We start from the raw sequence: 24,248 nt of genomic DNA on the forward strand, positions 1-24,248 counted from the left end.
GGACATAGCACACCTGATGACGCGGGCAAGAGCGCAGCGCATCACGCAAGCGCCCATTTCTCCGCCCTGCCGACCGCTTCGTCTTTCCGACTCTTTCGCCGCATGCTAACAGCAGACCCATGAAAAACGGTGATCATCTTTTCCTCGTCGACGGGTCCGGCTTCATCTTCCGGGCCTTCCATGCGCTGCCGGCGCTGACCCGCAAGTCGGACAAACTGCCGGTGGGCGCGGTGTCGGGCTTCTGCAACATGTTGTGGAAGCTGCTGGTCGATGCGCGCAACACCGATGTCGGCGTCACGCCCACGCATTTCGCGGTGATCTTCGACTATTCCTCCGCCACGTTCCGCAAAGAGATCTATCCCGACTACAAGGCCAACCGCTCGGCCCCGCCCGAGGATCTGATCCCGCAATTCGGCCTGATCCGCGAGGCGACGCGCGCCTTCAACCTGCCCTGCATCGAAACCGAGGGCTATGAGGCCGACGACATCATCGCCACTTACGCCCGCCAGGCGGAAGCGGCCGGCGCCGAGACCACCATCATCTCCTCCGACAAGGATCTGATGCAGCTGGTGACGCCGCGCGTGCATATGTATGACGCGATGAAGGACAAGCAGATCTCGATCCCGGAAGTGATCGAGAAATGGGGAGTGCCGCCCGAAAAGATGATCGACCTGCAGGCGCTGACCGGCGACAGCACCGACAACGTGCCCGGCGTGCCCGGCATCGGCCCGAAGACGGCGGCGACATTGCTTGAACAGTTCGGCGATCTCGACACGCTCATCGCCCGCGCCGCCGAAATCAAGCAGGAGAAGCGCCGCGAAAGCATCCTCGCCGCCCGCGATCTCCTCCAGGTGTCGCGCCAACTGGTGACGCTGAAGACCGATGTGCCGGATCTCATGCCGCTCGAGGATCTCGTGCTGCATCCGCAGGACGGTCCGAGGCTCGTCGCCTTCCTGAAAACGATGGAATTCACCACGCTCACCCGCCGCGTCGCCGAGGCGACCGGCGCGGACGCGGCCGAAATCGAGCCCGCCTCGGTCAAGATCGAATGGAGCGGCGCAGCCCACGGCCCGGATCTCGATCCGGCCGCCACAGACGGCAAGCCCGCCAAGACCTCCACTGCGGCCAAGCCTGCGAGCGACGCGTCGGCCACAGGCGTCGGCGGCGACCCCGTCTTCACCCCGAAGGCGCTGGCGGACGCCCGCATCCAGGCCTTCGCCTCGAGCCCGTTCGATCCCTCGACCTATGAGACCGTGCGCGATACGGCCCGACTGGCCGCTTGGGTGGCGCTCGCCCGCGAAACCGGCCTCGTCGCCTTCGACACCGAGACGACCTCCCTCGACCCGATGCAGGCGGAGCTCTGCGGGGTCTCGCTCGCCGTAGCCGACAACGCGGTCAATTCTTCAGGCGCCGTGATCCGAGCCTGCTATATCCCGCTCGGGCACAAATCCGGCCGCGGCGACCTTCTCGGCGGCGGCATCGCCGAGGGCCAGATCCCGCTGCGCGACGCGCTGGCGATCCTCAAGCCGATGCTGGAGGATCCGGCGATCCTCGTCGTCGCCCAGAACATCAAATATGACTGGTTGATGATGAAACGCCACGGCGTCGAGGTCGCCCGTTACGACGACACGATGCTCATGTCCTATGTGCTCGACGCCGGCGCGACGCTGCACAACATGGACACGCTGTCGGAGCGCTGGCTCGGCCACAAGCCGATCGCTTACAAGGATGTCACCGGCTCCGGCAAGAACGCCGTGACCTTCGATTTCGTCGACATCGACAAGGCCACCGCTTACGCCGCCGAGGACGCCGATGTGACGCTGCGGCTCTGGCATGTTTTGAAGCCGCAGCTCGCCGCCAAGGGCCTGACAAGCGTCTACGAACGACTGGAGCGGCCGCTCGCCACCGTGCTCGCCAGCATGGAAGCGCGCGGCATTTCCATCGACCGGCAGATTCTCTCGCGTCTCTCGGGCGAACTCGCCCAGTCCGCCGCCCGCATCGAGGATGAAATCTATCAGCTCGCCGGCGAGCGCTTCAACATCGGCTCGCCCAAGCAGCTCGGCGAGATCCTGTTCGGCAAGATGGGTCTGGATTCCGGCGGCGGCAAGACCAAGACCGGCCAATGGTCGACCTCGGCGCAGGTGCTGGAAGATCTCGCCGCCGCAGGCCATGACCTGCCGCGCAAGATCGTCGACTGGCGCCAGATCACCAAACTCAAGAGCACCTATACCGATGCGCTGCCGTCTTATGTGAACCCCGAGACCAAGCGGGTGCACACCTCCTACGCCATGGCCGCCACCACCACGGGCCGGCTGTCGTCGTCGGAGCCGAACCTGCAGAACATCCCGGTGCGCACCGCCGAGGGCCGCAAGATCCGCACCGCCTTCGTGGCCGAGCCGGGTCATGTGCTGATCTCGGCCGACTATAGCCAGATCGAACTGCGCGTGCTCGCCCATGTCGCAGACATCCCGCAGCTGACGCGCGCCTTCGCCGAAGGCATCGACATTCATGCAATGACGGCGTCGGAAATGTTCGGCGTGCCGGTCGAAGGCATGCCGTCGGATGTGCGCCGTCGCGCCAAGGCAATCAATTTCGGCATTATCTACGGCATTTCAGCCTTCGGCCTCGCCAATCAGCTCAGCATCGAGCGGTCGGAAGCCGGCGATTACATCAAGCGCTATTTCGAGCGCTTCCCCGGCATCAAGGCCTATATGGAAGAGGCCAAGGCCAAGGCGCGCGAGCTGGGCTATGTCGAAACCATCTTCGGCCGTCGCATCCACTATCCGGAGATCCGCTCGTCCAATCCGTCCGTTCGCGCCTTCAACGAACGCGCCGCGATCAATGCGCCGATCCAGGGCTCGGCGGCCGACGTCATCCGCCGCGCCATGATCAAGATGGAGCCGGCGCTGGACGCGAAACTCAAGGCGCGCATGCTGCTGCAGGTGCATGACGAACTGATCTTCGAGACCACCGAAGACGAGGCCGACCGCGCCATCCCCGTCATCCGCGAGGTGATGGAAAACGCCGCCTTCCCGGCCATCGAGATGAGCGTGCCGCTCGCCGTCGACGCCCGCGCCGCCAGAAACTGGGACGAGGCGCACTAAGGAGCAGACGCGCTCAGTTCTCCCTGAGCGCATAGGGCAACGCGGCGCGGCGATCGTGATCAATCACGAGCCGACCCTTGAGCGGCGGCATGGCGCGGCTGGGACACTGGCCGCGTTCGCAGATGCGGCAGGAAATGCCGATAGGGTCGAAGGCGGCGCGGTTGTCCAGATCGAGATCGTCGGCATAGACGAAGCTGTCGGCATAGGAAATCTCGCAACCCAGCGCGAGCGCGTAATGCTGTTGCGGCTTGCGGAAGCCGCGCCCGCCCTTGGAGATCTGGGTGGCGAAACAGAGATATCGCACCCCATCCGGGGTCTCCGCCAATTGCCTTATGATGCGGCCCGGCTGTTCAAAGGCCTGATGCGCGTTCCATAGCGGACAGGCGGCGCCGAAACGGGCGAATTGCAGCTTGGCGGCGGAATGGCGCTTGGTGATGTTGCCGGCGCGGTCGATGCGGGCGAAGAAGATCGGCACGCCCTTGGCCCCCGGCCGCTGCAGCGTCGACAGGCGATGACAGACCTGCTCCAGGCTCGCGCCGAAGCGCATGGCGAGCAGATCGAGATCATGCCTCAATGCCCTCGCCGCCTCCATGAACACCCGATAGGGCAGGATGAGAGCGCCGGCGACATAGTTCTGCAGGCCGATGCGACAGATCTCGAAAGCCTCCGTGGTGCGGAAGCCGGCATTGCGGGCGATCTGGTCGATCATGTCGGGCAGAGACAGTTGCGCGATCTGCAGCGCCATCTGGAAATCGCGGGTGGCGGCGGGCAGATAGGCGTTGAGGGTCAGGATCTTCGCCTGCCGGTCATAGCTGCGGATCATGTCGTCCTCGGCGAGAGCCTTGCGAATGCGCACCCCATGCGCACGCTCCAGAAAAGCGGCGAGCGGCGCGCTCGGATCGGCTTCGCCGAGCCCGATCTCAGCGGCCAGCCGTTCGGCGGCGATATCGAGATCATGGATGTAATTGTCGACGAAGTGAAAGAAGTCGCGCACCTCTTCATAGGGCGTGTTTTCGGCGATGCCCGGCGAACGTCCCAGCGTGTCGTCGATGCTCGCCAGCTGTTCGGAATTGTGCCGGTAGGCGCGATGGCAGGCGATCAGCGCATGCGCAACGCCGGGCGCATTTTGCGCCACCAGCTTCAACTCCTGCAGGCTCGCCGATTGCGCCTCGAACAGCGGATCGTTCAGCGCCTCGGTCAGCGCCGAGAGCAGCCGGTCGCCTTCGCCCGCCGAGAGATCGGAGAGATCGACCCGGAATTTCTCCGCCAGCGCAATCAGCACGGCGGCGGAGACGGGACGCTGGTTGTTTTCGATCTGGTTGAGATAGCTGACGGAGATGCCGATACGCTCGGCGAATTGCGCCTGCGTGGCCTTGTTGATCTGCCGCAACTCCCGAACCTTGCGGCCGATATAGAGTTTTCCGATCGCCATTGTCGCATCTCTCCGCCATTGTCGTCGCCAGACTTGCGCATTTTTCGCAAATTCGCAATTCTCAGTTCGTCGTATTGCAAACAGCACAAGTTCGCCTGTTCAACTCTAGGAGCAGGCGTGGTTCGGACGTAAAGGGAAATGAGTATGCCGAGCGGGAAGGGTGGGAGCCACATGCGCGAGATTCTCGAACAGCTGGAAGACAGACGGGCCGCAGCGCGGTTGGGCGGCGGCGAGCGCCGCATCGCCACCCAGCATTCTAAGGGCAAGCTGACCGCGCGCGAGCGGCTGGACGTGCTGCTCGACGAAGGCTCCTTCGAAGAATACGACATGTATGTCACCCATCGCTGCGTCGAATTCGGCATGGAGCAGGACAAGATCCCCGGCGACGGCGTCGTCACCGGATGGGGCACCATCAATGGCCGCCTCGTCTATGTCTTCAGCCAGGATTTCACCGTGTTCGGCGGCTCGCTGTCGGAAACGCACGCCCAAAAGATCTGCAAGATCATGGACATGGCCGCCCGCAACGGCGCGCCGGTGATCGGACTCAACGATTCCGGCGGCGCGCGCATCCAGGAAGGCGTGGATTCGCTCGCCGGTTACGCGGAAGTGTTCCGCCGCAACGCCGAAGTCTCCGGCGTCATTCCACAGATCTCGGTGATCATGGGTCCCTGCGCCGGCGGCGCGGTCTATTCGCCCGCCATGACCGACTTCATCTTCATGGTGCGCGACAGCTCCTACATGTTCGTGACCGGCCCCGACGTCGTGAAGACCGTCACCAACGAGATCGTCACGGCCGAAGATCTCGGCGGTGCCAAAACCCATACATCGAAATCCTCCGTGGCCGACGGCGCCTTCGACAATGATATCGAAGCGCTCCTCAAGATCCGCGATCTCTTCGATTTCCTGCCGCTCAACAATCGCGAGAAGCCGCCGGTGCGGCCCTTCCACGATGATCCGGGCCGGCTGGAAGCGCGACTGGACACGCTGATCCCCGACAGCGCGGCCAAGCCCTACGACATGCGCGAACTGATCCTGGCGATCGCCGACGAAGGCGATTTCCACGAGATCGGCGAGGCCTTCGCCCGCAATATCCTCACCGGCTTCATCCGGCTCGAGGGCCAGACGGTCGGCGTGGTGGCCAATCAGCCGATGGTGCTGGCAGGCTGCCTCGATATCGACGCCTCGCGCAAGGCGGCGAAATTTGTGCGTTTCTGCGACGCCTTCAACATTCCGCTGCTGACGCTGGTCGATGTGCCGGGCTTCCTGCCGGGCACGGCCCAGGAATATAACGGCATCATCAAGCATGGCGCGAAACTCCTGTTCGCCTATAGCCAGGCCACCGTGCCGATGGTGACGCTGATCACCCGCAAGGCCTATGGCGGCGCCTATGACGTCATGGCCTCCAAGCATATCGGCGCCGATGTCAATTATGCCTGGCCGACCGCCGAAATCGCCGTGATGGGCGCCAAGGGCGCGACCGAGATCCTCTATCGCTCTGAGCTCGGAGACGCCGAAAAGATCACTGAGCGCACCCGCGCCTATGAGGAGCGCTTCGCCAATCCCTTCGTCGCCGCCGAGCGCGGTTTCATCGACGAGGTTATCTGGCCGCATTCCTCGCGCAAACGCATCGCCCGCGCCTTCGCCATGCTGCGCTCCAAGAAGCAGGAGAGCCATTGGCGCAAGCACGACACGATGCCGCTCTGAGGGATCAGCCCGATGAACTCCTCCCCCGCATGGCCGCTCAGGGAATTGACAAGCGTCAAGTCATTGATGCGCCTACAGGTTTTTAAGCGGGCGCTTTACAACAGCGGCATTCCGCCGCACACTGTCCTCCTGCTGCTCTCGGGAGGATGGCGATGGCGGAGAGAAAAATCCTGACGCGCGAGGAGGCGCGAAAGGACCACGAGGCCATGTTGCGCTTCATGGCGATGCGGTTTGCGCTGGGACTGTTGGTCGGCCTGATCTGCGCAGGCTCCATTTTCTTGTTGGATGTCGGCGGCTTGGGCTCGCGGCTCGCGCGGGCCTCAGATCCGATCATTCCGGTGTTTCTGATCGCGGTTCCCATGGGCCTCACCTTCGGGGCCGTCGCGGTCTGCATCGCCATCTGGGTGTTGCCCTATGAAGCGAAATATCAGGAACGCGAGACCGGCCGGGACCCCTTCTGACGGCGCACAGCAAGGCGGGTCGCGATGAGGACCGCCATCATGGGAATGAAGCCGAAACTGACACAGACCGAAGCCCGCGCCGATCACTGGCGCATGCTGCGTTTCATGGGCCTGAACGCCGCCTTCGGCGTGTTACTGGGCCTGATGATCGCGGCCCTTCTCATTCTGCTCGATATCGGCGGGATCGGCAGCCGCATCGCGCGCGCCGAGACGCCCATCCTTCCCATCATCCTGATCGCCGCGCCGCTCGCGCTGACCTTCGGCGCGGCGGTCACCGCTTCGGCGATCTGGATGATGCCCTATGACAGCAAATTTCGCGCGGAAAACGACAACAAGCCCGGCCGCGGCGAGGGAGACGAAGACGCATGATCAAGAAAATCCTCATCGCCAACCGCGGCGAGATCGCCTGCCGCGTCATCCGCACGTCGAAGAAGCTCGGCATCGCCACCGTCGCGGTCTATTCCGACGCCGATCGCGACGCCATGCATGTGAAGCAGGCGGATGAGGCGGTGCATATCGGCGCGGCGCCGTCCGCCCAGTCCTATCTCGTCATCGACAAGATCATCGAAGCCATCAAGGCGACCGGGGCGGATGCGGTGCATCCCGGCTACGGCTTCCTTTCGGAAAACCGCGCCTTCGCCGAACGGCTGGAGAAGGAAGGCGTGACCTTCATCGGCCCGCCGGTCGGCGCGATCGAGGCGATGGGCGACAAGATCACTTCCAAGAAGCTCGCCGCCGAAGCCGGCGTCTCCACCGTTCCCGGCTATATGGGCCTGATCGCCGACGCCGACGAGGCGGTGAAGATCTCCAACGAGATCGGCTATCCCGTGATGATCAAGGCCTCCGCCGGCGGCGGCGGCAAGGGCATGCGCATCGCTTGGAACGAGGCCGAGGCGCGCGAGGGCTTCCAGTCCTCGAAGAACGAGGCGCGCAATTCCTTCGGCGACGATCGCATCTTCATCGAGAAATTCGTCGACCAGCCGCGTCATATCGAAATCCAGGTGCTCGGCGACAAACATGGCGAGGTGATCTATCTCGGCGAGCGCGAATGCTCCATCCAGCGCCGCAACCAGAAAGTCGTCGAAGAGGCCCCCTCCTCCTTCCTCGACGAGACGACCCGCCGGGCGATGGGCGAACAGGCCGTCGCGCTTGCGAAAGCCGTGGGTTACCATTCCGCCGGCACGGTAGAATTCATCGTCGACGGCCAGCGCAATTTCTACTTCCTCGAAATGAACACCCGCCTGCAGGTTGAACACCCGGTGACCGAGCTGATCACCGGCATCGATCTGGTCGAGGAGATGATCCGCGTCGCCAATGGCGAAAAGCTGCGGCTGAGCCAGGACGACGTGACGCTCAACGGCTGGGCGATCGAAAGCCGGCTCTATGCCGAAGATCCCTATCGCGGCTTCCTGCCGTCGATCGGCCGGCTGACCCGCTACCGGCCGCCGCAGGAAGGCCATCTCGCCGACGGCACGATCACCCGCAACGACACCGGCGTGTTCGAAGGCGGCGAGATCTCGATGTATTACGATCCGATGATCGCCAAGCTCTGCACCTGGGCGCCGAACCGCGGCGAGGCGATCGAGGCCATGGCCCGGGCGCTCGACGATTTCGAGGTCGAGGGCATCGGCCACAACCTGCCCTTCCTGTCGGCGGTAATGGCGCATCCGCGCTTTTACTCCGGCAATATCACCACCGCCTTCATCGCCGAGGAATGGCCGGAGGGTTTCAAGGCGTCGAGCCCGACATGGATCAGGCCCGCATCCTCGCAGCCATCGCCACCTTCGCCCATCTCACCGACGAACAGCGCAAGACCAAAATCTCCGGCGCGCTCGCCAATCACGCCCGCGCCGTGGGAACGAGCTTCGTCGCCACCGGCGGCAAATATTATTGGCCGGTGGGCGCCAGCCTCGAGGCCGGCGACATGGCGCTGAACTTCGACGACGACGTCGCCTTCACGGTGCAATCGGACTGGACGCCCGGCGACCAGCATGGACGCTTTTTCATCAACGGCCAATCCTATGGCGTCAAGATCGCCAAGTCCTCCACCGGCTGGCGGCTGCGTTTCCGCGGCATCGATCTCGTGCATCAGGTGATGACGCCGCGCGTCTTTGAACTCTCGCAATTCATGCCGGTCAAGAAAGCCGCCGACACCTCCAAGCAGCTGCTCTGCCCGATGCCGGGCGTCATCACCCAGGTTCTGGTGAAGGACGGCGACACGGTGGAAGCCGGCCAAAGCCTCGCCACCGTCGAGGCGATGAAGATGGAGAATGTGCTGAAGGCGGAGCGCCGGGCGGTGGTCAAGGCGGTGAAAGCGTCGGTCGGCCAGAGTCTGGCCGTCGACGAGGTGATCATGGAGTTCGAGTGAGATGGGATTTCGGATGACGAGGCTGACGGCGCCGTTGCAATCTTCTCTCCCGGTGACCGTGACACGGAGCCTCTGGCCAGCAGATCAGCAGGGTCTGCGTGAAGGATTGGACTTACACGCATCAAGGCGTTTGATGGAGGCGCTTCACAATGTGTTGCGCATGGTCCTGCCCTCCAAAAAAGACTGCAAGCACTTGAATCTGGCGAAGTTCGGCCTGGACCAAAAAATAGAATATCGCCCGGTCTTTGGTGACCCAGCGGAGATCCGGCAGAAGCTCGGGCAACAATGTTCCCTGGTGTGGAGCCGCGCCGAGGCGCATCATCTCAACTTCAATGCGGCGCACGCGACGCTCAGCATGTTCAACAGCATCCGAAATGGGCTCGCCCAACGCGGTGTAAGACGTCACCAGAAACCGGAATATCGACACGAGGTCTCGGTCGATCTCTCTGGTTCTGGTGACTTCAAAGACCATAAGTCGCCCGCTGTGCGGCAATCAGCTCGTCCAGATGCTTCCTGCTTTCTTCAGCGTTCAAGAAGGGTCCTTTTTGCCTCTCGACCAGCAGCTCTCTCAGGGCCGCAAGCTCAGCTTCATGCGACTCGTGCCGTTCACGCAGGAGCTCAAGGCCCCTTTGCACAACGGCGCTCACACTTGAATACTGACCTTCTTCGACCAGCCGCCTTGCAAAGCTGTCTTGCTGCTCGGAAATCGAGACCGACGCTTTCACTGACATTTCGCCGTCCTCCTGTTGGGGATTCAATTTACTACTCCATAGCAAATGCGTCAATTCGGACATGGTTTTGCGCCGATTGTCCCTCAGTGACGCCTGTCGAGGATTGATCTCATGTCCGCCAAGACCATCGACGACTGGAACCGCCTCGCCGAGCGCGAACTCAAGGCCTCCCCGAGACGCTGACCTGGAAGACGCCCGAGGGCATCGACGTGAAGCCGCTCTACACCGAGGCGGACACGGAGAACCTCGGCCATCTCGGCGCCCTGCCCGGCTTTGCGCCCTTCACGCGCGGCCCGCGCGCCACGATGTATACAGGGCGGCCCTGGACGATCCGGCAATATGCCGGCTTCTCGACCGCCGAGGAATCCAACGCCTTCTATCGCAAGGCGCTCATGGCGGGGCAGAAGGGTCTGTCGGTGGCCTTCGACCTCGCCACCCATCGCGGCTATGACAGCGACCATCCGCGCGTCACAGGCGATGTCGGCAAGGCGGGCGTGGCGATCGACAGCGTCGAGGACATGAAGATCCTGTTCGACAAGATCCCGCTTCAGGACATGTCGGTGTCGATGACCATGAACGGCGCCGTGATCCCCATCCTCGCCAGTTTCATCGTCGCCGGCGAAGAGCAGGGCGTGGCGCGGGCAGATCTCTCGGGCACGATCCAGAACGACATTCTCAAGGAGTTCATGGTCCGCAACACCTATATCTATCCGCCCGAACCCTCGATGCGGATCGTCGCCGACATCATCGAATATACGGCGCGGGAAATGCCGAAATTCAACTCGATCTCGATCTCCGGCTATCACATGCAGGAGGCCGGGGCGACATTGGTGCAGGAACTGGCCTTCACGCTGGCCGACGGCCGCGATTATGTGCGCGCCGCGCTCGCCAAGGGGCTCGACGTCGACGAATTCGCGGGGCGGCTGTCCTTCTTCTTCGCGATCGGCATGAATTTCTTCATGGAGGCGGCCAAGCTGCGCGCCGCGCGCCTCCTCTGGTCGCGGATCATGGCGGAGTTCAATCCGAAGAAGCCGTCCTCGTCGATGCTGCGCACCCATTGCCAGACCTCGGGCGTGTCGCTGCAGGAGCAGGACCCCTATAACAACATCATCCGCACCGCCTATGAGGCGCTGGCGGCGGCGCTCGGCGGCACGCAATCGCTGCACACCAACTCCTTCGACGAGGCGATCGCGCTGCCGACCGAGTTTTCGGCCCGCATCGCCCGCAACACCCAGCTGATCCTGCAGCATGAGACGGGCGTCACCAAGGTCGTCGATCCCCTGGCCGGCTCCTATTATGTCGAAAGCCTGACTTCGGAACTGGCGGAAAAGGCCTGGGCGCTGATCGAGGAGGTCGAGCGCCTGGGTGGCATGACCAAGGCGATCGACACCGGCCTGCCCAAGCGGCTGATCGAGGAAGCCGCCACCCGCCGTCAGGCCGCAGTCGACCGCGGCGAGGAGGTGATCGTCGGCGTCAACAAATATCGCCTGGCCGAGGAAGCCGAAATCGAGACGCTCGACATCGACAATCGCGCCGTCCGCGAGGCGCAGATCCGCCGGCTCGAAAAGACCCGGCAGTTGCGCGACGCCAAAACTTGCGAAGCGGCGCTCGCCGCGCTCGAACAAGTCGCCAGATCCGGTCAAGGCAATCTGCTCGCGGCGGCAGTGGACGCAGCGCGGGCCCGGGCCAGCGTCGGCGAGATTTCCGACGCCATGCGCCGCGTCTTCGGCGATTACGAGGCGGTTCCGGAAGTCGTCTCCGACATCTATGGTCCGGCGAGCGCCGAGGATCCGGAATACCGTCAGATCGCCAGCCGGTTGGCGGAGTATGTGGCGAAGCAGGGCCGCAAGCCGAAGATCCTCGTCGCCAAGCTCGGCCAGGACGGGCATGATCGCGGCGCGAAAGTCATCGCCTCGGCCTTCGGCGATATCGGCTTCGACGTGGTCGCGGGCCCCTTGTTCCAGACGCCGGCGGAAGCCGCCGATCTCGCCATCGGCAAGGGGTCGACGTGGTCGGCGTCTCCTCGCTGGCGGCCGGGCACAAGACACTGCTGCCGGAACTGGTCGCTGACCTGAAAGCCAAGGGCGCCGGCCATATCATCGTGGTCTGCGGCGGGGTCATTCCGCGCAAGGACTATCAGTTCCTCTATGACGCCGGCGTCGCCGCGGTGTTCGGCCCCGGCGCCAATGTGGTGGATGCGGCCCGCGCCGTGCTCGACCTCGCCGAAGGCAAATTGCGCAACGAATAGGACCTGCCATGCTCGGACGCATCAATCATATCGCGCTCGCCGTGCCCAATCTGGACGTGGCGATCGCGCGCTATCGCGACAGCCTCGGCGCCACGGTGTCGGAGCCTCAGGCGCTGCCGGAACACGGCGTCACGATCGTCTTCGTCAGTTTCGAGAATTCCAAGGTGGAACTCTTGGAGCCGCTCGGCGAGTCCTCGCCGATCGCCGCCTTCCTGACAAAAAATCCCGATGGCGGCATGCATCACATCTGCTACGAGGTCGCCGACATCAGGGCGGCGCGGGATCATTTGCTGGCGGCGGGCGCCCGCGTGCTCGGCGGCGGCGAACCGAAGATCGGCGCGCATGGCAATCCGGTGCTGTTTCTGCATCCCAAGGACTTCTTCGGGACGTTGATCGAGCTGGAAGAGGTCAGGGCTTAAGCGGCATTCCACTCGCAGTTCGACAACGACGGCCATGTCGCTGTTGCGCGGCTTTACAGTCTTTAAAATCAGGGTCGGTTCAAAGAGCAGGCGCGGATCATCGCTCCGCCGCGTCATCACGCCCGGAGTTATCCGTCATCCTCTCGCTTCGCCCATGAGGGCTCGGCCGGGGCGCGAAGAACGCCTCGTTTGTTTAGTTTTAATATGACGCTCGTCGCGCCCCGCATTCGGCGGTTTGTGCCTCGAACTTGACGCTCGTCGCCGCAGGTCGAGCCTGCGGGTAATCCGCCTCTAAAGCGGGCCTTACTGTAACGTCCCTTTCGAGACGCCACCCTGGGGGACGCTTTCACGCCCAGGTCCCCAGTCTTCGGGGGTCGTCGTTTCTCGAAGCCCTGGAGAAAAGGATGCACGTCGTCCCCCTTCCCCAGCGCCGGCCCCATCTCGCCGCGACGCCTCACGGTGTAGCCGATGATGGACGAGGGATAGGATAAAGGGCGTGAGATGGTGGGGGATGAAAATATTTTCGAGAGGGTGATTTTTTGAGGAAGGCCCTCCCCCACCCCTCCCACAGGGGAGGGGCTTAACCTGGGGCTGCCGCCGGCGTCCCACAGTTCAGCCTAGCGGAGGAGAGGTCGCGTGGGTTTTGGAGGGTGAGGCGGCGCAAGCCCCTCCCCCTTGTGGGGAGGGGTTGGGGAGGGGTTCTCCCCCTGCCGACCTGTCGTCCGTCCGATCAGTAGTCCATGCCGGCGGGCATGGCGGGAGCCGTTTCCTTCTTCGGCTTTTCGGCGATCATGGCTTCGGTGGTGATCAGGAGACCGGCCACGGAGGCGGCGTCCTGAAGCGCGGTGCGCACCACCTTGGCGGGTCGATGACGCCCTGGGCGAAGAGGTCGCCATAGTCGCCGGTCTGGGCGTTCCAACCATAGGAGAAGTCGGTCTTCTCGCGCAGCTTGCCGACGATGATCGAGCCTTCGGCGCCGGCGTTTTCGGCGATCTGGCGCACCGGGGCTTCGATGGCGCGGCGGATGATGTCGACGCCGACGCGCTGGTCTTCATTGGCGGTCGCGAGGCCGTCCAGCGCCTTGACCGAACGCAGCAGCGCGACGCCGCCGCCCGGCAGGATGCCTTCCTCGACGGCTGCGCGGGTGGCGTGCAGCGCATCGTCGACGCGGTCCTTCTTCTCCTTGACCTCGACTTCGGTGGAGCCGCCGACGCGGATCACCGCCACGCCGCCCGCGAGCTTGGCGAGGCGCTCCTGCAGCTTCTCGCGGTCGTAATCGGAGGTGGTTTCCTCGATCTGGGCGCGGATCTGGGTCACGCGGCCGTCGATCTCGGTCCTGGAGCCGGCGCCGTCGACGATCGTGGTGTTTTCCTTCTCGATCGAGACTTTCTTGGCGCGGCCGAGCATGGCGAGCGTGACATTTTCCAGCTTGATGCCGAGATCTTCCGAAATGACCGTGCCGCCGGTGAGGATGGCGATGTCCTCCAGCATGGCCTTGCGGCGATCGCCGAAGCCCGGCGCCTTGACGGCGGCGACCTTGAGACCGCCGCGCAGCTTGTTGACCACCAGCGTCGCAAGCGCTTCGCCTTCGACGTCTTCGGCGATGATCAGCAGCGGCTTGCCGGACTGCACCACGGATTCGAGCACCGGCAGCATGGCCTGCAGGTTCGACAGCTTCTTCTCATGGATCAGGATATAGGGGTCGTCGAGCTCGACGCGCATCTTGTCCTGATTGGTGATGAAATAGGGCGAGAGATAGCCGCGGTCGAACTGCATGCCTTCGACGACTTCGAGCTCGGTCTCGGCGGTCTTGGCTTCCTCGACGGTGATCACGCCCTCATTGCCGACCTTTTCCATGGCTTCGGCGAGATAGCGACCGATTTCGGCGTCGCCATTGGCCGAGATCGTGCCGACCTGGGCGATCTCCTCGTTCTTGGAGATCTTGCGGGCGTTTGCCTTGAGGTCCTTGACGACAGCGTCGACGGCGAGGTCGATGCCGCGCTTCAGATCCATCGGGTTCATGCCGGAGGCCACGGCTTTCGCGCCTTCGCGGACGATGGCCTGGGCGAGCACGGTGGCGGTGGTGGTGCCGTCGCCGGCGAGATCATTGGTCTTGAGGCGACTTCGCGCAGCATCTGTGCGCCCATATTCTCGAACTTGTCCTCGAGTTGGATTTCCTTGGCGACCGACACGCCGTCCTTGGTGATGCGCGGCGCGCCGAAGGACTTGTCGATCACGACATTGCGGCCCTTGGGACCGAGCGTCACCTTCACCGCATTGGCGAGGATGTCGACGCCGCGCAGCATTTTCTCGCGCGCATCGGTGTTGAATTTCACGTCTTTCGCAGCCATGGGTCACTCCTTCATAGGCAGCAGTTTATGACTGTATGGAATTTGGGATGAGGCGATCAGGCGGCCTTCTTGTCCGCCACGGGGGTCTCGATGACGCCCATGATGTCGGCTTCCTTCATGATCAGCAGCTCCTCGCCGTCGATCTTGATTTCGGTTCCCGACCACTTGCCGAACAGAACGCGGTCGCCGACACGCACGTCGAGCGCCACGACCTGGCCCTGCTCGTTGCGGGCGCCCGGGCCCACGGCGAGAACTTCGCCTTCCTGCGGCTTTTCCTTGGCGGTGTCGGGAATGATGATGCCGCCCTTGGTCTTTTCCTCGGACGTGACGCGACGAACGACGATACGATCATGCAACGGTCTGAACTTCATGTTTTCCTCCTGGACAAACACAATGCTTGCTTTCCCCTCGCCCGGACCGGCGGAGGACCGGACGGGGCGTCGGACCCGCTCCCGGCGTCCGACGCGCAGAGATCTGGTTTTGCGGTTTTTCGTTTTCAAGAGGGAGGAATCAAAAAAATCAGCACTCGCGCAAAATGGCTGCTAACAACATGATTTATAACGGTCTTTTGTCATTTTTCTATTGCAATGCGCCTCCCGCGTGGCACAATTTCTGCGTTGACTACGAGAGGGAAACCGCATGAAGGCTACGCATGACTTCACCCTTCAGATGGAAGGGTATGGTTTGACCACCGCCCATATTCTCTACCGAATGCCCGATTTCAGATCCGTGCTGCAGACCTATCTCTGGCAGGATTACGATCTCGCCCCCGATTTCCCGCAGATGCGCAAATTCCTCGACTTCTGGGAGAAAAAACTGGATGGGGCGCTGCATTCGGTCCGCTACAGCCACAAACGGCTGATCGGTCCCAACGAATGGCGGCGGATCGACGGCGAGATCGTCTTGCACTGATCACGTTCAGCGCGCGAGAGCCGAGAAGATCACCTCATAACCGGCGCGACGGAAATGGCCGTAGTCGTCGGCATAGTTGCCGCAGGTCGGGCGCTTCGAGTCCGACGGCGCGTCGCCGGCCGAGCAGGTCAGCCGGGCCGTATCGATTTCGACGAAACGCATGCGGTCACGACCGGCTGCCCAGGCGCCGAGTTCGGCGTTGAGGGCCTTGCGGTCGACGTCGCGGAACCGGAAATCCGCGCCGCGCGGCGGCACGGCGACGAGATCGAGCCGCGCCTTCGGCCAGACGACCAGCGCCTTCTCGGCAACCTTGCGAATGCCGGCGGCGATGGCGCAGGGCGGCATGTAGTCATAAGTGAGATTGTTGGTGCCGACCAGCAGCACGACGCGTAAAGCCTGTGGCGCGCGGCCCTGCATGCGCTCCAGCAACCACAGGGCATGCTGGGTCATGGCCCCGCCGACGGCGGCGTTCCACACCAGGCGCGCGCCGAATTGCCGGCGGATCTGATCCTCGGGCCAGTTGGCGAGCAGGGAATCGCCGATCAGCACGATGTCGGCGCGCCCGGGCGCATTGGCGAGCAGGTCGTCGGCGCGCTTCAGCCCATGCGGCCATTGATAGGGCACGGGGTCGGTGGCCACCCGGACGGCATAGGGATCGCAACCCCTCTCGGACGCCGAGGCCGCCATCGGCAGGCAGACGAGCGCGGCCAGGGTCAGCGCCCGCTTTGCATGATCGGCAGTGATCGTCAGCACTCTTCGCATCTGCAAAAGATGCTATCGTCGGCGCGCGGACGCAAGGGGTCAGACACCGGTGAACATCCGCGTCGCCTTGTAGCCGATCACCGCCGACGACGCGGAGAGCACCGTGCCCCAGAACAGGTCGGCGACCGTGAGCAGCGTCGACCAGTTGCGCAGCACCGATTGGCTCGTCAGGTCATAGGTGGCGTAAGCCGCAAAGCCGAAGAACGCGCCATGCAGCAGCGCCACTTTCCAGTCCCCGGCCGCCAGCGCCGGCCGGATCGCGAAGAACACCAGCGCGGCGATGAAGATCAAGTAGAAGGCGATCGCCGGCCCGAGGCGGAACTGGTCGGCGAGCATATCGCCCATGACGGGGCGGTAGAGCCGGTTGGCCATGGTGGTCAGCCAGATCGAGTCGATCACCGCAAAGGCGATGCCGGTGGAAAGATAGGCGACGGCGGCGGTTTTGATCGACAGGGCGGCCATGAAATATCCTCAGTTGATGCGCGTCCAGCCGACGCCCTTGCACAAGAGGCCGCCGAGAATGCAGCCTTCCGTGGTCATGGACGTGTCGTTGACGGTGAGATTGATGCGGTAGCTGCGGTCGCGCTGCGGATCGAAGGCGGTGCCGGACAGTTTTCCCGGACCGGTGGGCTTGACGCTCATCACCAGCTTGTCGCCGGTCTTTTCATCCTCGGTGCCCGGCTTGATCCAGGTGTTGATGGCGCAGAGATCGCCGCCGCAGCGGACGATTTTGACGCGCGCCTTGCCGTCGCCGCGGGCCCAATTGCCGAACAGCTTGTCATCGGCGGCGTGGGCCGACGCGCTCAGAGCGGCAAGCGCGGCGAGGGTCGAAATCAATGCTTTCATGACGCTTCTCCTCTTTGATCGCACATACGACGGCGTGGGCGGGAGCGGATCACTCCGCCGGCTGCACCGGCAAATCGCCCACCGACACGGGGTCGGCCGGCGGAGCCGGACGCGGCCTGAGACGAACGCCCTTCAGCCAGATCTTCAACGCTTCCCAATGAATGCCGCCGACCACGCGCAGCGTGAGAAGCGGGATCATGAAGAACGCTTTCAAAAGCGCCGCGTCGGTGAGTTCGGCGCGCTTGGCCAGATGCCGGGCGGTCAATACGAGGCCTTCAGCATCCGACACGTCGATCTTCACCGCGAGACGGTCGTCCGGAGGCGTAACGCGGAAACGGTATTTGAGATCCATCTCCATGAAGGGCGAGACGTAAAAAGCCTTGTCGCAGCTCTGTTCGATCTCTCCGGAGGCGTCGCCATGGACCGGAATGATGTAGGCGTGGCGTTGTCCGAAGGTGTTGTCGACCTCCCAGAGGATCGCGGCGAGGCCGCCGTCGGCGCGATGGCAGAAGAAGATGCTGAGCGGATTGAAGGCCCAGCCGAGCAGTCGGGGCATGGTCAGGAGCGTGATGCGTCCGCCGTCGGGCTCGACGCCGCACAGCCGCATGGCCGCCTCGACCTGGCCACGCAGATCGCGGCCCGACCTGTCGCCGCGATCGGCGCGGCGGAAGGAAAACAGGTTGAAGCGGTCGACGGAGAAGAACTTCAGCTTTTTGTCCAGCGCGTCGAGTTCGTCGAGGTCGATCAGCAGCGAATAAATGCGATAGGCGAGGCTGTGCCGGCGCGGCTTGACGCGCAGATGCGTGACATGACCAGGAAAGAGCGCCGAGCGAAAAGCCGTCACGCCATCGCCTCCGTCCTGATCGGCAGGGCCAGCGGCCGACGCACGATGCGGGCCGATTCCGCCTGCACCTGCCAGGGACGGCGGAGACCGCCGAGATCCTCGGCCACCGCGAGGCCGGCCTGCAAGCCATCCTCATGAAAACCTGCGCCGAAATGGGCGCCGCAGAACCAGGTGTTGGAATGTCCCTGCAGCGACCACAATTCCTGCTGGGCGCGCTGGGTGCCGACATCGAAGATCGGATGTTCATACATCTGCCGGAGATGGACGCTGTCGGGATGCGGTTCGCGGCAGGGATTGAGCGTGACGAAGGTCGGCGGCGCAGACCCCAGCGGCTGCAGCCTGTTCATCCAATAGGTCACCGACAGGCCGCGCTGGCCGTCGCGATTGTCGGCGAGATAGTTCCAGGCCGACCAGGCGAAGCGGCGCTTCGGCATCAGGCTGGCGTCGGAATGCAGCACCGCCTCGTTGCGCGAATAACGGAAGGCGCCGAGCAGGCGGCGTTCGTCCTCGGTGGGATCGGCGAGCATGGACAGCGCCTGATCGGCATGAGTGGCGACGACGACGTCGTCGAAGCGGCGGACGCCGCCCTTCGCATCGCGGATCTCGACCGCGCCGCCCAGCCGCTTGATCGAGGCGACCGGGGTGGAGGTGAGAATGCGGTCGGCGAAACGAGCGCTGAGGCGCTGCACATATTCGCGGCTGCCGCCCTGGACCGTGCGCCATTTCGGACGGTTCACGACATCGAGCAAACCATGATTGCTGCAGAAGCGCACGAATGAGGCGGCGGGATAATCGCCGACATCGAGCGCCGGCGTCGACCAGATGGCGGCCGCCATGGGATAGAGATGATCCTCGCGGAAACTGCGGCTGTAGCCGTTGCGCTCGAGATAGTCGTCCAACGTGATGTCGCCCATCGCGGGCAGGTCGCGCGGGGCGTTTCGGTAGAAGCGAAGAATGTCGGACAACATGCGCCAGTAGCGCGGCTTGAACGCGTTGGACGGCTGGGCGAACAGCCGGAACAGGTCCGAGCCCGAATATTCGAAGGCGCCGCCGTTCATGGAGACGGCGAAGGACATGTCGGTTTCGACATTGGGCGCATCGAGCGTTTTGAACAGCGCGGTGAGATTGGGATAGGTGCGTTCGTTATAGACGATGAAACCGGTGTCGACCGCAACGCGTTGACCGGCATGATCGAATTCCACCGTGTTGCTGTGGCCGCCGACCCGATCGGCGGCTTCGTAGACGGTGACGCTGTGACGCTGGGAGAGCAGCCATGCCGCCGACAGCCCTGAAATCCCGGTTCCGATCACTGCGATATCCAGCGGTCTTTCGCCGAGGCGTCGTTCCATAAAGGCCATAGGGGTCTGCGCTCCAGTCTGTTTGCATCGCCATTGTCTACGCAGCGGCTTGCGCGACAGTTTCATCGCCGACGATTTTTTGACGGATGATCGTGGCGAAGCCGAAATGCGCAGCGAGAGAACCGGTTGCAGGCCGGCTGCGTAAACAGAAACAATCCATTTCCATCAGCCTCATGAGGCGGACCATGACTGTCACCGGCGCAATACTCCTCGCGATCATGATGAGCCTGTTGATGACGATCGCCTGGGCGGCGCAGCGGCGCACCGGATCGAGCGGCTGGATCGATTCCATCTGGTCCTTCGCCGTCGGCATCGGCGGCGTCACTGCCGCCCTCATCGCCGAAGGCGGGGACGGGACGCGGCGCTGGGTTGCGCTCGGCGTGATCGGGCTCTGGTCGCTGCGGCTCGGCCTGCATATCGCTGCGCGCACACGCGGCGCCGGCGAAGATCCGCGCTACCAGGCGCTGATCGAGGAATGGGGCGACCGGGCCGGGATCAGGCTGTTTCTGTTCCTGCAGGTGCAGGCTGTGTGCGCGCTGGTGCTGGCGCTGGCCGTCTATGCGGCGGCCGCCAATCCGGCAGCCTTCGGTCTCCTCGATATCCTCGCGGTGTCGGTCGCCGTGATCGCGATTGCGGGGGAAGCAGTGTCCGATTGGCAGCTCTCCCGCTTCCGCAGAGACAATCACGGCAAGGGAAAGATCTGCGAGGCCGGGCTTTGGGCCTATTCCCGCCACCCGAACTATTTCTTCGAATGGCTGGGCTGGTGCGCCTGGCCGCTGCTCGCCCTCGATCTCTCGGGCGCTCATCCGGTCGGCCTGAGCGCATTCGCGGCGCCGGCGCTGATGTATTGGCTGCTCGTGCATGTCTCTCGGGCATTCCGCCGCTCGAAGCGCATATGCTGCGCTCGCGCGGCGACGCCTTCCGGGCGTTGCAGGCCCGCGTCAACGCCTTCTTTCCCGGCCCGCGCCGTGATCAATCCCAAGCCGCCATCAAGGAAGCCCGCTCATGAACCTGATCGCTCTCGCCATCAATGCGGCCGAACGCGTCGCCCTTCCCGACAGCCTGACGCTGGCCGGCATCGACTTTCTTTGCGGTCGCACCAAGCGGCGGCTGGCGGACACGCCGGAAAGCGAGGAAGAAGCCTTTGCCGCCTCGATGAAATACTATCCGGTCGCCACCCATACCGGCGAGGCCAACGAGCAGCATTACGAAGTGCCGTCCGAGTTCTTCGAGCTGGCGCTCGGGCCGCGGCGGAAATATTCGAGCTGTCTCTATCCCAACGAAACGACCACGCTGGCCGAGGCGGAAGTGGCCGCTCTCGCCGAGACGGTTCGGCATGCGGATCTCCGGGACGGACAGGACATTCTCGAACTCGGCTGCGGCTGGGGTTCGTTGTCGCTCTATATGGCCGAAACCTTCCCCAACGCCCGCATCACGGCAGTCTCCAACTCCCGCACGCAACGCGCCTATATCGAAGGCCAGATGGATGCGCGGGGGCTCAAGAACCTGACCGTCATCACCAAGGACATGAACGAATTCTCACCCGAGGGCGGCTACGACCGGGTCGTTTCGGTGGAAATGTTCGAGCATATGTCCAACTGGCAGGCGCTTCTGGAACGAGTTCGCGGCTGGCTGAAGCCGGATGGACGGCTGTTCCTGCACGTCTTCACCCACAGGTCCCGCTCCTACCGCTTCGACCACAACGACCCGGCCGACTGGATCGCCCAGCATTTCTTCACCGGCGGCATCATGCCGGCGCATGATCTGCCCAAGCGCTTTTCCGACCTGTTCGAGATCGACGAGGAATGGCGCTGGTCGGGCATGCACTACCGCCGCACGGCGCTGCATTGGCTGGAGAATTTCGACGCGCATTCGGCCCGCATCGACGAGATCTTTCGCGGCGTCTATGGGGCGGACGCCGCTCTCTGGAAGCGTCGCTGGCGGCTGTTCTTTCTCGCGACCGCCGGACTGTTCGGCCATGCGGGCGGCGAGGAATGGGGTGTGGGCCACTACCGGCTTAAGCCGGTGCAGACGAGCGCTTGAGATGACCCTGCCGCAACAGGCCGGCGCGGCTGACGATGCATTGTTGACTCAGGCGAGCGTCACCGTCGCCTGGGTGATCCTGCTCAACAAGCCGTTCTACCCGCTCTATGTCTGGTGGTTCGTCGGCGAGGGCACATTGACCTCCTGCCTGACCATGCTCGGAGCACCGCTGTTTGCGCTGGTGATCTGGCTTTCCCGGCGCAACGATCTTCATGCGCGGATCGCGCTGCCGATCGCCGGCGCCGTTGATACGATTGCGGAGACCTACCTGTTCGGCGCAGCGTCAGGCACGGAACTGTTTCTCATCGCCTGCATGATGATCATCGCGCTGTCGTTCCGGCAGAGCGAGGCGCTCATCAAGCGCGGGCTCGCCATCGCGCTGTTTGTCGCCTTCGTCCTGTTCCATGGCCGCACCGGCGGGCCGCTCTATCCCTGGACGGAAGACCAGATCGCCACGCTGCGCAACATCAACATCTTCGCCGTGGCGGGCCTGACGGCCTTTCTGGCGCTGCGCTATCCCAATCGGGCGTGACGCTCAGCGGCCCGCGAGCCATTCCGCCAGTTCGGCTTCGGCCCGTTCCAGAGCCGAATAATTCAGGAGCTTTCGCAGGAAGGCGACGGTGACGGCGCGGGCGCGGAGATTGAAGCGGCTCTCCTCGCTGTCGGTCATCGGCTGGTAGACGTCGAGCTTCTCATAGAGCTGCTGCAGCCGGTTCTGCACCGAGCGCAGCGAAAGATTGCGCCGTTTGGCGATGGCGCGGTCGGTGAGGCCCAGCGCGATGTCGATCAGAATTTCATATTCGCTGTCGGTGAAGCCGTTGGCGTGGCCGAGGCTCTTCTGCTGCAGCCCGCGCACTTCGCGATCGATCACGCATTGGCTCTCGATGAAGATGCTGCGCAAAGCGAGTTTCAGACGGTCGTCGGAGGCCGATTTCAGCACATAACCATAGGCCGCGCCCGGCGGCACGATGCGGAGACGCCGCGCACATAGGCTTCGTCGGCATAGTTCGACCAGAACAGGATGCGGGTGTCGGGCCGCTCCTTCCAGATCGTGCGCGCCGCCTCGATGCCGTTGCGGGCGCTCATCTGCAGATCCATCACCACATGGGCGGATTTGTTTTCGCGGGCGAGTTTTTCGCCGGCGCCGCCATTGTCGGCCTCCAGCACCTGTTCGCATTCCGGCAGCGCCGAGCGCACCGCCTCATGCAGATAGGACCGGTGCAGCGGATCATCCTCGACGATCAGGACTTTCATTCCACCGCCTCCCGCGCGGCGAGCGGCAGGCTGACCTGCACGGTCGAGCCGCGATTGTCGCGGTTGCGCATGATCTCGAAGCGGGCCGAAATCAGCCTGGCGCGGGTGCGCATATTGTCGATGCCGGCGCCGCTGCGCTTGGCGGCGGGCGGAATTCCGACGCCGTTGTCGCGCACCTCGATGATCAGCGCGCGACCGGTGCGCCGCAACCGCACGGTGATGCGGTCGGCATGGGCGTGGCGGATGGCGTTGTTGATCGCCTCCTGGGCGATGCGAAAGAGAGCGGTGGCCACCGGCTGGTCGAGCGCGTCGATCGCGCCGGGGAATCGTCGATCAGCTCCCAGTGGAAGGCGAGCCCGCTGTCGCGCGTCGAGCGCTCCAGATGGTTCTCCACCGCCTGCGCGAAGCCGAACAGCTGCAACACCGTAGGCCGCGCCGTCTCGATGATCTCGCGCAGATCCTGCATGCAATGCTGCAAGCCGCGAAACAGCGGGTCGAGCGCCTCGCCCGTGACATCCGGCTGGCGGGTCAGCTGCTCCATGCGCCGGGCGAGCCGGGTGAGATCGGCCAGCGTCTGGTCGTGCAGGTCCATGCCGATGCGCTGGCGTTCCGCCTCCAGCGCTTCGGTGAGCTTCAGCGCGCCCTGGCGCAGGCCTTCTTCGCGGGCGCGGGCCTCGGCCTCGACGATCGCCGAGCGCTTGGCCTGGTCGGCGGCGCGCAGCGCGAAGAAATAGGGAGCCAGCAGATCGGCGATGGCCCGGGCCTTTTCGACATCGGCGACGCTGTAGAGTCCCGCCTGCCGGCTGGAGCAGGAAAAGGCGCCGATGATGTCGCCCTGCACCTTCAAGGGCACATGCAGCCGGCTCCTGAGCAGACCTTCGAGGATGGGGCCGTCGAACGCGCCCTCGAAATGAAAGCGTGGATCGGCGCAGGCGTCGTCGGTGAGCAGCATGTCGACTTCGCCGAACAACAGTGTGCGGATCGGGCTGCCGTCGAGCGGTGCCGGAGGCCTGCGGCCCCAGTCGGTCTCGAAGCCGCTTTCGTAAGCCGTATGGAACAGACCATCCGGCGTGGTGATGCAGACATCCATGTGATCATGCGGGATGATATGGCTGATTTCCTGCGCCACCGCATGGATGGCCGAGCTGAAATCCAGCTGCCCGGCCAGCAGGCGCGAGATCGTCAGATACTGGCTGAGCAGCGGCGTCGTGTCGAGCATCGCGGAATCCTCCCTGCCGCCGGCGTCTCTCCTCCCGCCGGTTGCGAACCAGCCGAACATAGCGCTTCGAGGGGCGCGTCCGTCTTGCAGGATCCCGCAAATTTTCTGCGCTTTCCCGCAAGGTCGCTGCCGTGAACCGCCTATACAGGCCGCGCCGAATGCTCCATCATGGCTTTACTGAGAGCGATGGCC

The 24,248-nt window shown here is 63.8% G+C and carries 18 protein-coding genes and 6 pseudogenes; 12 read left to right on the top strand and 12 right to left on the bottom strand.

Annotated features, from left to right (window positions below):
* The first annotated feature begins 119 nt into the window (after positions 1-119).
* The gene (gene polA, locus H2O14_RS10160; RefSeq protein WP_182827558.1) at positions 120-3,104 is read left to right on the top strand and encodes a DNA polymerase I; all 2,985 of its coding nucleotides are present in this window, start codon (positions 120-122) and stop codon (positions 3,102-3,104) included.
* A 13-nt stretch (positions 3,105-3,117) separates the two neighbouring features.
* On the opposite strand, the gene H2O14_RS10165 is transcribed toward polA, so the two are convergent.
* Positions 3,118-4,536 (bottom strand): short-chain fatty acyl-CoA regulator family protein, encoded by a 1,419-nt coding sequence (locus H2O14_RS10165; RefSeq protein ID WP_182827559.1) that lies wholly within the window; start codon positions 4,534-4,536, stop codon positions 3,118-3,120.
* Between the two features lie 171 nt (positions 4,537-4,707).
* On the opposite strand from H2O14_RS10165, the gene H2O14_RS10170 reads away from it, so the two are divergent.
* The 5 genes and pseudogenes from H2O14_RS10170 to H2O14_RS29375 all read left to right on the top strand — a co-directional run bounded on the left by H2O14_RS10170 (position 4,708) and on the right by H2O14_RS29375 (position 9,069).
* Positions 4,708-6,240, top strand: a complete 1,533-nt coding sequence (locus H2O14_RS10170; protein WP_182827560.1) for an acyl-CoA carboxylase subunit beta — start codon at positions 4,708-4,710, stop codon at positions 6,238-6,240.
* 152 nt (positions 6,241-6,392) lie between these two features.
* A complete protein-coding gene (locus tag H2O14_RS10175) occupies positions 6,393-6,701 on the top strand; it encodes a hypothetical protein (RefSeq protein WP_182827561.1) in 309 nt (102 codons plus the stop codon).
* Between the two features lie 24 nt (positions 6,702-6,725).
* Positions 6,726-7,070, top strand: coding sequence for a hypothetical protein (locus H2O14_RS10180; RefSeq protein WP_246697348.1), 345 nt, complete (start codon positions 6,726-6,728; stop codon positions 7,068-7,070).
* Positions 7,067-8,536, top strand: a pseudogene (locus H2O14_RS27325) (acetyl/propionyl/methylcrotonyl-CoA carboxylase subunit alpha); the annotation flags it as partial. The gene H2O14_RS10180 and the pseudogene H2O14_RS27325, both read left to right, overlap by 4 nt.
* Complete coding sequence (locus H2O14_RS29375) at positions 8,521-9,069, top strand: biotin/lipoyl-containing protein (protein ID WP_409526949.1); 549 nt, start codon at positions 8,521-8,523, stop codon at positions 9,067-9,069. The pseudogene H2O14_RS27325 and the gene H2O14_RS29375, both read left to right, overlap by 16 nt.
* Before the next feature lie 121 nt (positions 9,070-9,190).
* On the opposite strand, the gene H2O14_RS27330 is transcribed toward H2O14_RS29375, so the two are convergent.
* Both H2O14_RS27330 and H2O14_RS10195 read right to left on the bottom strand, forming a co-directional pair.
* Positions 9,191-9,541, bottom strand: a complete 351-nt coding sequence (locus H2O14_RS27330) for a type II toxin-antitoxin system RelE/ParE family toxin (RefSeq protein ID WP_182827563.1) — start codon at positions 9,539-9,541, stop codon at positions 9,191-9,193.
* Complete coding sequence (locus H2O14_RS10195; RefSeq protein WP_409526914.1) at positions 9,531-9,863, bottom strand: type II toxin-antitoxin system ParD family antitoxin; 333 nt, start codon at positions 9,861-9,863, stop codon at positions 9,531-9,533. Before H2O14_RS10195 ends, H2O14_RS27330 begins: the two co-directional genes overlap by 11 nt.
* A 48-nt stretch (positions 9,864-9,911) precedes the next feature.
* On the opposite strand from H2O14_RS10195, the pseudogene scpA reads away from it, so the two are divergent.
* Both scpA and mce read left to right on the top strand, forming a co-directional pair.
* A pseudogene (gene scpA / locus H2O14_RS10200) lies at positions 9,912-12,048 on the top strand (methylmalonyl-CoA mutase).
* An 8-nt stretch (positions 12,049-12,056) separates the two neighbouring features.
* Positions 12,057-12,467 (top strand): methylmalonyl-CoA epimerase, encoded by a 411-nt coding sequence (gene mce, locus H2O14_RS10205; protein ID WP_182827564.1) that lies wholly within the window; start codon positions 12,057-12,059, stop codon positions 12,465-12,467.
* A 730-nt stretch (positions 12,468-13,197) separates the two neighbouring features.
* Here mce and groL read toward each other — a convergent pair.
* Both groL and groES read right to left on the bottom strand, forming a co-directional pair.
* Positions 13,198-14,818 (bottom strand): annotated as a pseudogene (gene groL, locus H2O14_RS10210) (chaperonin GroEL).
* Positions 14,819-14,874: 56 nt separating this feature from the next.
* Positions 14,875-15,189 carry a co-chaperone GroES gene (gene groES / locus H2O14_RS10215; RefSeq protein WP_182827565.1) on the bottom strand — a complete coding sequence of 105 codons (315 nt, stop codon included), beginning with the start codon at positions 15,187-15,189 and terminating at the stop codon, positions 14,875-14,877.
* Positions 15,190-15,457: 268 nt separating this feature from the next.
* Here groES and H2O14_RS10220 point away from each other — a divergent pair, with 268 nt between their 5' ends.
* Positions 15,458-15,730 carry an usg protein gene (locus H2O14_RS10220; protein WP_182827566.1) on the top strand — a complete coding sequence of 91 codons (273 nt, stop codon included), beginning with the start codon at positions 15,458-15,460 and terminating at the stop codon, positions 15,728-15,730.
* Between the two features lie 6 nt (positions 15,731-15,736).
* Here H2O14_RS10220 and H2O14_RS10225 read toward each other — a convergent pair whose 3' ends face one another.
* The 5 genes from H2O14_RS10225 to H2O14_RS10245 are packed head-to-tail and all read right to left on the bottom strand — an operon-like array spanning position 15,737 to position 19,540.
* Positions 15,737-16,483 carry a GDSL-type esterase/lipase family protein gene (locus tag H2O14_RS10225; RefSeq protein ID WP_182827567.1) on the bottom strand — a complete coding sequence of 249 codons (747 nt, stop codon included), beginning with the start codon at positions 16,481-16,483 and terminating at the stop codon, positions 15,737-15,739.
* A 48-nt stretch (positions 16,484-16,531) separates the two neighbouring features.
* Positions 16,532-16,939 (bottom strand): DUF2177 family protein, encoded by a 408-nt coding sequence (locus H2O14_RS10230; RefSeq protein WP_182829331.1) that lies wholly within the window; start codon positions 16,937-16,939, stop codon positions 16,532-16,534.
* 24 nt (positions 16,940-16,963) lie between these two features.
* A complete protein-coding gene (locus tag H2O14_RS10235; protein ID WP_182827568.1) occupies positions 16,964-17,338 on the bottom strand; it encodes a DUF2147 domain-containing protein in 375 nt (124 codons plus the stop codon).
* 49 nt (positions 17,339-17,387) lie between these two features.
* Positions 17,388-18,182: a DUF1365 domain-containing protein gene (locus H2O14_RS10240; protein ID WP_182827569.1), complete on the bottom strand. Its 795-nt coding sequence runs from the start codon at positions 18,180-18,182 to the stop codon at positions 17,388-17,390.
* Positions 18,179-19,540: an NAD(P)/FAD-dependent oxidoreductase gene (locus H2O14_RS10245; protein WP_182827570.1), complete on the bottom strand. Its 1,362-nt coding sequence runs from the start codon at positions 19,538-19,540 to the stop codon at positions 18,179-18,181. Before H2O14_RS10245 ends, H2O14_RS10240 begins: the two co-directional genes overlap by 4 nt.
* A 185-nt stretch (positions 19,541-19,725) precedes the next feature.
* Here H2O14_RS10245 and H2O14_RS10250 point away from each other — a divergent pair.
* The 3 genes and pseudogenes from H2O14_RS10250 to H2O14_RS10260 all read left to right on the top strand — a co-directional run bounded on the left by H2O14_RS10250 (position 19,726) and on the right by H2O14_RS10260 (position 22,115).
* Positions 19,726-20,549: pseudogene (locus tag H2O14_RS10250) on the top strand (DUF1295 domain-containing protein).
* Positions 20,546-21,583 carry a cyclopropane-fatty-acyl-phospholipid synthase family protein gene (locus H2O14_RS10255; protein WP_182827571.1) on the top strand — a complete coding sequence of 346 codons (1,038 nt, stop codon included), beginning with the start codon at positions 20,546-20,548 and terminating at the stop codon, positions 21,581-21,583. Before H2O14_RS10250 ends, H2O14_RS10255 begins: the two are co-directional and overlap by 4 nt.
* Position 21,584: 1 nt before the next feature.
* Positions 21,585-22,115, top strand: coding sequence for a hypothetical protein (locus H2O14_RS10260; protein WP_182827572.1), 531 nt, complete (start codon positions 21,585-21,587; stop codon positions 22,113-22,115).
* A gap of 3 nt (positions 22,116-22,118) precedes the next feature.
* On the opposite strand, the pseudogene H2O14_RS10265 reads toward H2O14_RS10260, so the two are convergent.
* Positions 22,119-22,837 (bottom strand): annotated as a pseudogene (locus H2O14_RS10265) (response regulator).
* A pseudogene (locus H2O14_RS10270) lies at positions 22,834-24,056 on the bottom strand (GAF domain-containing sensor histidine kinase). The pseudogenes H2O14_RS10265 and H2O14_RS10270 overlap by 4 nt, the downstream one beginning before the upstream one ends.
* Positions 24,057-24,248 lie beyond the last annotated feature (192 nt).

Origin of the sequence: Rhizobium sp. G21, from assembly GCF_014158035.1 — a bacterium.
Taxonomy (GTDB): domain Bacteria; phylum Pseudomonadota; class Alphaproteobacteria; order Rhizobiales; family Rhizobiaceae; genus Rhizobium_E.

Bases quoted from the DNA above. Each gene is read 5' to 3' on its own strand.
- polA (WP_182827558.1), top strand. From the start codon at position 120: ATGAAAAACGGTGATCATCTTTTCCTCGTCGACGGGTCCGGCTTCATC.
- H2O14_RS10165 (WP_182827559.1), bottom strand. From the start codon at position 4,536: ATGGCGATCGGAAAACTCTATATCGGCCGCAAGGTTCGGGAGTTGCGG.
- H2O14_RS10170 (WP_182827560.1), top strand. From the start codon at position 4,708: ATGCGCGAGATTCTCGAACAGCTGGAAGACAGACGGGCCGCAGCGCGG.
- H2O14_RS10175 (WP_182827561.1), top strand. From the start codon at position 6,393: ATGGCGGAGAGAAAAATCCTGACGCGCGAGGAGGCGCGAAAGGACCAC.
- H2O14_RS10180 (WP_246697348.1), top strand. From the start codon at position 6,726: ATGAGGACCGCCATCATGGGAATGAAGCCGAAACTGACACAGACCGAA.
- H2O14_RS27330 (WP_182827563.1), bottom strand. From the start codon at position 9,541: ATGGTCTTTGAAGTCACCAGAACCAGAGAGATCGACCGAGACCTCGTG.
- H2O14_RS10195 (WP_409526914.1), bottom strand. From the start codon at position 9,863: ATGTCCGAATTGACGCATTTGCTATGGAGTAGTAAATTGAATCCCCAA.
- mce (WP_182827564.1), top strand. From the start codon at position 12,057: ATGCTCGGACGCATCAATCATATCGCGCTCGCCGTGCCCAATCTGGAC.
- groES (WP_182827565.1), bottom strand. From the start codon at position 15,189: ATGAAGTTCAGACCGTTGCATGATCGTATCGTCGTTCGTCGCGTCACG.
- H2O14_RS10220 (WP_182827566.1), top strand. From the start codon at position 15,458: ATGAAGGCTACGCATGACTTCACCCTTCAGATGGAAGGGTATGGTTTG.
- H2O14_RS10235 (WP_182827568.1), bottom strand. From the start codon at position 17,338: ATGAAAGCATTGATTTCGACCCTCGCCGCGCTTGCCGCTCTGAGCGCG.
- H2O14_RS10245 (WP_182827570.1), bottom strand. From the start codon at position 19,540: ATGGCCTTTATGGAACGACGCCTCGGCGAAAGACCGCTGGATATCGCA.
- H2O14_RS10255 (WP_182827571.1), top strand. From the start codon at position 20,546: ATGAACCTGATCGCTCTCGCCATCAATGCGGCCGAACGCGTCGCCCTT.
- H2O14_RS10260 (WP_182827572.1), top strand. From the start codon at position 21,585: ATGACCCTGCCGCAACAGGCCGGCGCGGCTGACGATGCATTGTTGACT.